Source organism: Pedobacter jejuensis, assembly GCF_003725795.1.
Taxonomy (GTDB): domain Bacteria; phylum Bacteroidota; class Bacteroidia; order Sphingobacteriales; family Sphingobacteriaceae; genus Pedobacter; species Pedobacter jejuensis.
This window is the reverse complement of the sequence record NZ_RBEE01000044.1, coordinates 258498-267063: the sequence shown is the minus strand read 5'-3', so window position 1 is coordinate 267063 and position 8566 is coordinate 258498. Positions and strand designations below refer to the sequence as shown.

Below are 8566 nucleotides of genomic sequence, written 5' to 3'. Positions count from 1 at the left end.
AAAGACGACGTCTCTTCAAGAGGTGAAATTACGCTTTTTTAGAAAATGGTTGAACCCATTATTGCCAGAGGGCTAAACAGCTATTAATTAAGGGCGCAACGAGCGCCCCTAATTAAATTACTTCTCCTCTATTGCACAAAACACAAACTCCGTAAATGCAAAATCGGAACGAAGGTGGATTGTGTGTCCGGGTTCGATAGGCCACAAATGAAGGATGGCCAAAACACATCTATTTGATTTTTATTTTTTTTTGTCGCCTGTGTTGCAGTTTCTTCTTTAGTAACCGCGCTTTGTTGAGTTCAGTCTCTTTGTTTCTAAGGCTCTGCTCCGCCTGCAGCAGTTGCTCTTGGTTGAGTATGATTTCTTTTGCAGCCCTAACCAGGCTATCCCTTGCAGATACAAATGCCAAATCCACACGATTCAAATATTCTGGATTATAAGCCCTTAAGTACAAAAGTTTATCACTATCCAAAGCCAGCGAGGCATTTCGGTTCAGTATGTACGCAGTTAATCCAGTTAAAACTGCAATAAAAATAAAACCAGAAAATATGCCCACAACCAAACCCTTACTATTCTTGTCAAGATAATGGTGATGTTTAACTGGGATGATGTCCGGCACTTTTTCTATTTTCCGATTTAAACTGACCAACATAGCTTTTAAATCCTCCCGGTCTAATTTTCCATTAACATCAGTTAACTCCTGTAATACCTTTTTGAAATCATCACCATAATCAGCAGGTTGGGTATTGATTAATGTCCTGACATTATCTTCCAGCGCTTTGCTTTGAGTTGCCAAGGCCTCCAAAATCTCTCCAAAATTATCTAATGATTGCTCAATTGTTTTCATCTCATTTAATTTAATTACCTACTCATTCCCCCGGCTTTTGCCCTTAGCCTGAGATTTCTTTTTTCTTTTAATAAATGGCTCGGGTTCTGTGGCAAGGGTGGGAAGTTCCGATTGCAGCAAAACCTCGAGCAAGGAGGTGCCGGTATGATCAGACTGAATATGATTACGAATCTCATTAACCAGATTCTGCATGGTAGCGGGTTCTTTTGTCCCTGCCGGAGAATAGGAGGTATCTAAAGCTATTGCATTAAATTCGGCATTCAGCTTACCATAACTTAGCGACCTGTCAATCTCGGAGCCCTTGAACACATAGCCATCCTTGTTAAAAGAAAGTCCCTGAATCTTCTGGGTATTCCCATTGTATTTGAAAATAATTCCAACCCCATCATTTTTCAGGGCCTGCTCAAAGTTTCCCCAATTTTTTGTAACGGCTTTCGCATATATGATATGGTCAAAAATCTCATACTTAACCTTATCAGCCCCCTTTAGTGCCTGTCTATTCACATGCATTTTGCAGGAAGCTAAAAATAAACCATGAGCCTTGGTCAGTTCCCGGCATACCTTCGCGTTTTTATGGAACAGGTTTTTATCAGATATGGTCTTACCTGAATTTGAGACCCGGTTATACACAATATGTACATGCGGATGCGATTTATCTTCATGCCTGACAAAAAGTACCTGCGTATCTTTGATGCCAATCCTATCAAGGTATTCATTTGCCATTTCCAGCATTTTTTCATCAGTTAGCTTCAGCTTATCCTGCTCACTGAAGTTTAGGGAAATGTGACCAACCGCTTTAGTTAGCTCCGGATTTGCGGAACGCTGAAATTAAAATCTGCAATCGTCCTTTTCACGTCAGCGGTCCTGATGCCCAAACCATCAAGCACTCTTGCAGTATCCTTTTGAACTACATAGCGCACGCAGCCACCAAAACTCTTTCCCGATGTTATTTTGCCAATCATAAATCATTCATTGTTTTCATATGATCTTCAATTTCCGAGATCAGATCCTGACAGCGCTTAGCCATAATCAGCAGGCCCAGTTGGTGGGCTTTTTTCGTCAGCTGATTTAAATTGTTTGCCATGCCTGCAAGTACCCTGTGAGCAGAGATTTCCACTTCTCCAAATCTGCTCATTACCTTGGATGAGATTACTGAATGCCTTATAAAATCACTTATGCCCATTCCAGCTCGCTTTGATTTTTGTTCCAAAAGAAATCGCTCGGTGATGGTTAACCGCAGTCTGACCATACTTTGTCTTTTTATTTTTTTTGGTGGTCTTCCACCTTTTTTCTTTGGTCGAATTTCCATACTAATCTAATTTAGGTCTTTATGGCGGCAGCCACTTTCTGCGACCATCGGGAGCGGAAAGCAAGTTCTTTTTCCCCGGGAAAAAGGTTTTTGTGGTAACAAAAACATAAACTTGCTCCCTCAAAGTTTTTAAAAAACCCTTTCTCAATAAACCGGTTCATACAACGTTATTTATTTAAAAAAATCAAACTACCTGATGGATTGAAAGATGGCAGATAAGTAATGTAACCTGACCTGGATAAATCCGTAATACACTTATGGTAAGTGCTGGTTGATCTGATCTTTGAAATCCTCATTAGCTTTTTCCTGGTGACCACGACCGGATTCATCCGGCCACCACTGGCCCAGCACTGAAGGATTGATGTAAAGAGACTGATATGTATGGGCGAAATCACATGGTCTTCCGCTGCCTTGCACAGGAAGATTGTTAATGGTGTAGCCATTTTCATCTCAGAATATTAGACGTTTTTGGAAACTGCAGGACTTTGTTGATTTCCTCCATGCTGTAATACATGGTCCCGCCAATTTTGGTAAAGCTGAGTGTTCCGTTATTTCTAAGGGTTTGAAGAGTTCCGGCCGATATGCCCAATAACTTCCTGACCTCATTGCTACGAAGCCATTTTTTATCAGCGGGTTTTTCTGGAGCCAGAAAAGCTTTAAGTTCTTTAAATAAATCTGATTTAAAATCCATCAAATCAGATTTGGTCATAATTTCTATAGACATAAGATTCAATTACTTTGGCGACATTGCCAATACGAAATTGAATCAGAAAAGTACGTTTTAAATGACCATTTATATGCTTTGGTCAGATTGGTTGTATTTTACTTAGGTTCCAGCGGTATGATTTTAAATAGCTTATTGGACTCCGCGACTTCTGATCCCTTAACTAATTTAGTAGATGTATTGGCTGGAAAGTAATTCCGAAGTGTTTCCGGGGAGATCTCATTTTCTCCTTGCTGAAAATATCTAGCAATCATTTTGTACCAGGGGCTTTGAGATTGTGAACGGGCCAGCTTTTTGCCATCTGGCATTTCAATATGCTGGATTTGTTTAATTAGGTCGACCAACGTAGGGAGGTTCCCTTCAAGAATTCTGATCTTTTGGTCTGGATCGAACCTGCTGATCGATTTCAGTTTATTCTTCAAGTCATTTATCTCCAACTTCAGTGCTGAAATTTCCAGGTCTTTTTCAGCCACGACAACCTCTATTTTTTTAGAGATATTCCATGTATCGAGCTGTGCAATGGTACCCTTGAATTCTCTAAGTTTTTTTAGGGTTTCAATCGTGTTGAGTGAGGAAACCTTTTTTTTAAGGTATTCAATGATACGGTCGTCCACTATCGTCCAGACATTTAAGAAGAATTTTTCTTCCAAGCCTGGGTTTCTTGAAATAAACCAGTTAAGATGATATTGATAAAATGCTGTATATTCCTCAGAAGAGAGTCTAAACAACTTGGTGACAAAAAAATTATTCTCGAACTTCGTATTGAAGAAGAGTGGAAAACCTAAGTCAAAATGATGCGGTTTGCGAACTGATAAATCTCTAAACTTAAAATATTGCAACATATAATAGGTTTTGATGAGAGGCTAATTTAAATTTTCTTGGCAAGAAATGCAAATCGACCTAGATTACAGCCTTGTAAGGAAGTCCGTGTCTTTTATTGATATCTCTAGAAATACCAAAAAGGCTTAAAAAACCTAAAACCTGACAAAAACCGTTGACCTTATATTAAAATGCGTACTGGGTGTGAAGTGAACTTTCTCTATAGGCAATACTTCACTATGCAACCTCGACTCTGTCGCAACTGCGTTTCGTTCCAGGTCCTGTAATCTACCCAAAGGTGAAACGTTTCCGAGAGTAGTTGATATTTGCAACGGTTATGAAATAGCCCTTAGCTACCATAGAATTATCCTTTTTCTAAAGTGAGCTGGTTATTTTCCAATCTGTCCTTGATTAGAAAGGCTACATAAACTGGTGTAGCCACATTACCCATGTCTGCATGATATAGTACCTTGTCAAAATCTATCTTTTCTTGCTGGTTCCGGAATAAGGAAGTGCAGTTCTGCATAGACCTGCCCATGCGGATGGCTAACCATGTTTGCTTGCATACCAGCATTTAAAAACGCGACTTTTTCAAATGATACTGTTACTTATCTCAAAAACACTTATTCTGGAGGTCAAAAGGATAGTAACGCGGTTTATATTTTTGGAAATGGCTAGCTAAATTTTAACAATCTTTTAATTCGTCCAAACCGTTTTTCCAGCCTTGCTGCCTTATCCTCAGAAAGTGGCGACACGTTCAATTTTCCCCCTCGGATCGTTGCATCAATAACAATGCCCCCAGAAATGAGCACGAAGTTCTTGATGATATACTGTCCTAGTAAGGTTGGGACCAATAGCGAATGGTTAAAGGTTTCGTGTGGAAAAAAGAGTAGAGGTAAGAAAGTTCCCGCCATCTACAGGTATAATAGGATCAATGTCAACCTGAGCCAAGCCCTGGAAATCAGGCCCAGCCCGATGATGCACTCCCAAACTGCAAGCATTGGCATCGAGAAGCCTGGCTTAACCAGCCCAAAGGTTAGTATCAGTATGGTACGGCCCGCGATTTCTTCGGCTGAGCTCAATCCAGGAAAGAACTTTATCATGCCAAACCAGATAAAGATGATACCCAGACCGATTCTTAAAATGTTCATACCATTCCTTGCTTTCCATGCCACAATCCTAATTTCCGTTAATCTGTTGATTCCTAACATAATAATTATCGCTTTATCTCAAAGAGATACGAGAAGAAAACGATGATAGTTTAGTCGGCAAAGGAGTAATTTACAACTAGTGCTAAACGATACATGTAGGCAAAAAAATGATTTTCCCGACATTCCAGGAGCTGGAGTAAGTTGCAAAGTAAGACCACTGCCCAAAATAGAGGACAATAAAATGCTGCTTAACCTTGCGATAGGGAATGGGAAGAAATATTCTTACTATCTACTTTCTATTAGCATAGAGCCAAGCAGCTGTTGGAACTGGAGCAAAAAAGAACAACGACAGGTCATTAAATTTTTCGTTTATTTGTTACCTCTGCCTGCATACTTACCAGTAGCGTTATTTCTTCTTCATTTGATGCGGCAGAGATAAGCTGGATAAGCACGGCGAACATCGTATTTTGAATATAGCGGTCATCAGCTCCGTAGTCCCAAATGGGATTTATGCATTCCACAAAAAGATCTTTGAAGCTTCTTTCAGAAAGAATAATCCTTGCATGATCATTATTATCGGCAACCGTTAAGTTAGGGTGGCGGCTTAGTCTACAAAGTAGTAGATCGGCCAATGCATGAAGTGCAATAACAGCGGTCTGCGGGTCATTGATACCTGGGCTTAATGCTTTTAAGGCTACTTCGGTAAGTTGGTGGAAACCATAAAAAAAGCAATTGTCAATGGGCTCTCCATTATAGATATCCAAGTTTGAGTGCAGCTCTTCTTGTTGTTGGCTATCAATTGAAGCAGCCGAAAAGTAATGTGCTATCGCCTGATCCCTCATTATGAAGCTGCCAGGAGGATGAAGTAACCTAATGATCAGATCATTTTTAACTGCGAATTCTAAAAGATTTCGTTTATCAAAGCCCTGATAATATCCCGAAGCTTCTGCTAAAACCAGTCTTGCCTGTCCCTTAGGTTCGCTAACAAAATCCACCTTTTTATTCCTGCAGTTTTTTGCTAAGGAATCGTAAGTTTTGTGATGTACCCGGGAAATAATGGTTTCGAACTTGACAGATTGGGTTACATAGTGGAGGAAATAGATGAATAGAAATATATCGCCAATTGTGATAAGCAATAGCAGGTAAATACTCAATGCTGGCACATAAATTCCTGATTCAAGGTCTCGGATGGTGCTTAGCAAAAAAAGTGCGTAAACGATTGTACCAATGTAGGCACCTAGGACCAATTGTTGGAAACGATTACCGATCATGCCTTCTAGCATACGATTACTCATCTGTGAGGCTGCCTGGTTAAGCAGAATCATTACCATAGAAAAACTGAAGACCATCAAAGAAATAATACCCCCCGCTATGGTAGAAACAATGGACCTTGCCGTACTTGCATCCTTTAAGCGTATCCAGTTGTAATTGGTCTTAACCTGCTTTCCGGTTTCGGAAAAATCCAGGTTTAACATGAGGTACGAAATTATCAGAAAGCCAATAGCAATCAAAGCTGGATAAAATGCAATGCTACTAACGAGTTTGTTATAACTTTTTCTTAGAAATTTATTAAATTGTTTCCCCATTTTCTTTTCTAACAAAGTTAATATTTAGAGTTTCACTACAGCAACCAAACCTAACTTGCCCCACTTCCAAACAAGATAATATTTAGAATCAGGTTTCCCACTCTAAATTTCCTAACCGCATCAAACAGTTAACACTCATACAATCTAGGGAGAAAGTTAGTTTCAATGAACTGAATTTCTGCCAATAATAAAATGTTTTAGATATACCTATCGTTAAATAAAGACGAAACAATTTATGAATACGACTGTTCTTTATTTTAAACCTACCTAAAAATACATAAATCCGCCTTCACATCGGGGCGCTTTTCTATTTAATACATTTATACATTTTGGATAATACTAGAAACACCATTTCTAGCTTATCTACTTAATAAATAGAGTTAATGCCATATTTACACCACACTGAAATTTCAAGTTATTGCTCCCTCACCACAAAATAGTACTTCATTATGGATTTTAATCATGCTTATGAACTGATTACCGATAAGTTAGTCTTATGGACAAAGGATTTTATACGGATTTTTCCCAATATTGCTCTTGCAGCCCTCATCCTCGTTCTTGGCATCTTCATTGCAAAGTCACTTCGAAAAATAGTAAACAAACTGATAAGAAAGGTTATACATAACGAGACGCTAGATAATCTTTTCAGCACACTTATCTATATATTTTTAATAGGGATCGTAATTTTTATAGCATTAAGCGTTCTGCGGCTAGACAAAGCTGTTACATCAATATTGGCCGGTGCGGGGATATTGGGACTGGCTTTGGCCTTTGCCTTTCAAGATATTGCAGCTAACTTTATGTCAGGGATTTTCATCTCGATTCGAAAGCCATTATACGTGGGCGACATTGTTAAAATCAAGGATTACATGGGCAAGGTGGAGGAGATTAATCTTCGGGATACCGTCATACGAACTTATCAGGGCCAGATGGTGATTCTACCAAATAGGGATGTTTTCCAAAGCCCAATTGAGAACTACAGCCTTTTGGGGAAAAGACGGATCGACCTGGAAGTTGGTATTTCTTACGGTGATGACCTGGATAAGGTGAAACAAGTAACTCTGGACGCGGTAATGGATATCGATGGGCTCTCTGCCGATGAGGAGGTGACCATGTTCTATACGGGATTTGGCGATAGCTCTATAAACTATGTAATCAGGATGTGGATTAGTACCACCGAGCAGGTTAATTTTTTGGAGGTGAAGAGCCAGGCCATCATGCGCATAAAAAAGGCGTATGACCAAAACGACATTATGATACCTTTTCCAATTAGGACGCTGGACTTTGGCATTAAAGGGGGTGTTTCCTTGAATGATACCAAAGCGACTGAATAATTCTAAAGTTCTGTCGGTAATAGGTTCATAGGCGCATGAGACCTTATACATTGTCTTTTTTAGTCCATCAGCTTATCATGTAAATTAGAATCTCAACTTATCGAAATTGTTTTTCAATTGTGTCAAGTAGGTGCATAGGAATGCAGGGACTGCAAAAGTTCGCACTCTTGCTGAGGCTATATTTAACCAGCCCAAAACCTGTTTATGCTACAAACTGCCTGTTTACCCTGAACACCAGATCGTCTACATCAAATGGCTTGGAAATAAAGTCATCGGGTTTGCAAAGAAGATTGATATCTTTCATACCATGTGTGGCAGAAATCATGATCACCGGTATGTGACCAATTTTTTTAGTTCCCTTGGAAATATTGCAAAGATCCCTTCCGTCTACTTCCCCTAGCATTATATCCAGTAGAATCAGATCAGGACAAAAGGATAAAATACTCTCAGAAAAAAGCAGTCCATTGCTTATTCCCAATACCTGAAAACCTTCCATATCCATTATCAGGGATAAGATTTCCAGAATATCTGGATTATCGTCTACGATCATTATTTTCTTTGCATCCATCTTATCTGTTATTAGATCCCGGAACAAGTATGTAGTACCCTGATCTTATTAAGAACGAATTGGTTAGGATAAAGTTTTACTTATTAAAAGTGATAGTGGAATATCAACATTATGCCAAGCGATGATACGCTGAACATAGAAATGATTCCTTGAAACCTGATAAATCGACTTTGAACCAATTGACCAGATAGCAATTCGATATAGTCGGTCCATACAATCCCAGCTAAT

The 8566-nt window shown here is 39.2% G+C and carries 8 protein-coding genes and 1 pseudogene; 1 reads left to right on the top strand and 8 read right to left on the bottom strand.

Features of this window, described 5'->3' with window-relative positions; translation table 11 throughout:
- Positions 1-229: 229 nt before the first annotated feature.
- From D7004_RS19225 to D7004_RS19190, 7 genes and pseudogenes are all read right to left on the bottom strand, one after another.
- Complete coding sequence (locus D7004_RS19225) at positions 230-847, bottom strand: hypothetical protein (RefSeq protein ID WP_123207437.1); 618 nt, start codon at positions 845-847, stop codon at positions 230-232.
- 18 nt (positions 848-865) lie between these two features.
- Positions 866-1660, bottom strand: a pseudogene (locus tag D7004_RS19220) (relaxase/mobilization nuclease domain-containing protein); the annotation flags it as partial.
- A 145-nt stretch (positions 1661-1805) separates the two neighbouring features.
- On the bottom strand, positions 1806-2156 hold the full coding sequence (locus D7004_RS19215; RefSeq protein WP_123207435.1) for a plasmid mobilization protein: 351 nt from the start codon (positions 2154-2156) through the stop codon (positions 1806-1808).
- A gap of 445 nt (positions 2157-2601) precedes the next feature.
- Entirely contained in the window at positions 2602-2880 is a 279-nt protein-coding gene (locus D7004_RS19210) for a helix-turn-helix domain-containing protein (protein WP_123207434.1), read from the bottom strand.
- A gap of 98 nt (positions 2881-2978) precedes the next feature.
- Positions 2979-3722: a hypothetical protein gene (locus tag D7004_RS19205; RefSeq protein WP_123207433.1), complete on the bottom strand. Its 744-nt coding sequence runs from the start codon at positions 3720-3722 to the stop codon at positions 2979-2981.
- Positions 3723-4063: 341 nt separating this feature from the next.
- The gene (locus D7004_RS20775) at positions 4064-4273 is read right to left on the bottom strand and encodes a hypothetical protein (protein ID WP_123207432.1); all 210 of its coding nucleotides are present in this window, start codon (positions 4271-4273) and stop codon (positions 4064-4066) included.
- Between the two features lie 933 nt (positions 4274-5206).
- Complete coding sequence (locus tag D7004_RS19190; RefSeq protein WP_244214385.1) at positions 5207-6451, bottom strand: DUF2254 domain-containing protein; 1245 nt, start codon at positions 6449-6451, stop codon at positions 5207-5209.
- A 434-nt stretch (positions 6452-6885) separates the two neighbouring features.
- On the opposite strand from D7004_RS19190, the gene D7004_RS19185 reads away from it, so the two are divergent.
- The gene (locus D7004_RS19185; RefSeq protein WP_123207430.1) at positions 6886-7770 is read left to right on the top strand and encodes a mechanosensitive ion channel family protein; all 885 of its coding nucleotides are present in this window, start codon (positions 6886-6888) and stop codon (positions 7768-7770) included.
- 202 nt (positions 7771-7972) lie between these two features.
- On the opposite strand, the gene D7004_RS19180 is transcribed toward D7004_RS19185, so the two are convergent.
- Positions 7973-8338 carry a response regulator gene (locus tag D7004_RS19180; RefSeq protein WP_123207429.1) on the bottom strand — a complete coding sequence of 122 codons (366 nt, stop codon included), beginning with the start codon at positions 8336-8338 and terminating at the stop codon, positions 7973-7975.
- Between the last annotated feature and the right edge of the window lie 228 nt (positions 8339-8566).

Coding starts and splice junctions, on each gene's coding strand:
- D7004_RS19225 (WP_123207437.1), bottom strand. CDS start 847: ATGAAAACAATTGAGCAATCATTAGATAATTTTGGAGAGATTTTGGAG.
- D7004_RS19215 (WP_123207435.1), bottom strand. CDS start 2,156: ATGGAAATTCGACCAAAGAAAAAAGGTGGAAGACCACCAAAAAAAATA.
- D7004_RS19210 (WP_123207434.1), bottom strand. CDS start 2,880: ATGTCTATAGAAATTATGACCAAATCTGATTTGATGGATTTTAAATCA.
- D7004_RS19205 (WP_123207433.1), bottom strand. CDS start 3,722: ATGTTGCAATATTTTAAGTTTAGAGATTTATCAGTTCGCAAACCGCAT.
- D7004_RS20775 (WP_123207432.1), bottom strand. CDS start 4,273: ATGCTGGTATGCAAGCAAACATGGTTAGCCATCCGCATGGGCAGGTCT.
- D7004_RS19185 (WP_123207430.1), top strand. CDS start 6,886: ATGGATTTTAATCATGCTTATGAACTGATTACCGATAAGTTAGTCTTA.
- D7004_RS19180 (WP_123207429.1), bottom strand. CDS start 8,338: ATGGATGCAAAGAAAATAATGATCGTAGACGATAATCCAGATATTCTG.